This is a genomic window from Nguyenibacter vanlangensis (genome assembly GCF_013376155.1).
Taxonomy (GTDB): Bacteria; Pseudomonadota; Alphaproteobacteria; order Acetobacterales; family Acetobacteraceae; genus Gluconacetobacter; species Gluconacetobacter vanlangensis.
The window spans coordinates 1-955 of record NZ_JABXXP010000913.1 but is presented as its reverse complement, the minus strand read 5'-3'; the positions used below and the strand labels follow the sequence as shown (position 1 = coordinate 955).

Genomic DNA, 955 nt, shown 5'->3' with positions numbered 1-955 from the left:
AGCGCGCGGTCGCTCAGCACCGGCACCGGCGCCGCGTCCTCGGCTCCCGTGGTGGCCAGCAGCATGGTCCGCTCGGCGGCCGCGTCGGGAAAGGTCAGCGGAATCTGCAGCATGAACCGGTCCAGTTGCGCTTCCGGCAGCGGATAGGTCCCTTCCTGTTCAATCGGGTTCTGGGTGGCCAGCACATGGAACGGGCTGGGCAGCGCGTGGTCGGTGCCGGCGATCGCCACCCGGTGCTCCTGCATCGCCTGCAGCAGCGCCGATTGCGTGCGCGGGCTGGCGCGGTTGATCTCGTCGGCCATCAGCAACTGGCAGAAGACCGGCCCGCGCACGAAGCGGAAGCTGCGATGCCCATGCTCGTCCTCGTCCAGGATCTCGCTGCCGGTGATGTCCGACGGCATCAGGTCGGGCGTGAACTGCACGCGCCGCGCATCCAGCCCCAGCACGATGCCCAGCGTGGTGACCAGCTTGGTCTTGCCCAGTCCCGGCGCGCCGACCAGCAGTGTGTGGCCCCCGGCCAGGATGCTGACCAGGGTCTGGTCGATCACCGCGCCCTGGCCATGGATGATCCGCCCGATCTCGGCCCGCGCGGCCCGCAGGCTGGCGCCCAGCCGGTCGGCCAGGGCAATGTCGCCGGCGATGCCGGTATCGATCCCGGGGGCCGCCGGGGGCGGGGCGCGCGTCTCATCCGGTGCGGTGGCATGGGGCAGGGCGTCCGATATCGTCATCTCTTCAATCTGACATGTCTGGGGGTTTCATCAAGGTTTCATCAAGCCGGGGGGGGTTCATCAAGCCGGTGATGATCCCTATATCGGGACGGATGGTTCAACGGGCGTGGGTAGAGGCAGTTGGCTGACGATCACGACATGGGCGCCGCCAGGGCGTCGGCTGGGCTGTTGACCAGTGCGTCGGCCGGCGCCGCGCTGCCTTGCCGGCCCACCGTGACGCCCCCAGT

Annotated in this window: 1 protein-coding gene; it reads right to left on the bottom strand. The window is 69.3% G+C overall.

The genetic code is table 11. The features are described from left to right. The coding region (locus HUK84_RS20120; protein WP_176641779.1) for an AAA family ATPase at nt 1-728 on the bottom strand (728 nt) is incomplete at its 3' end. Nucleotides 729-955 lie beyond the last annotated feature (227 nt).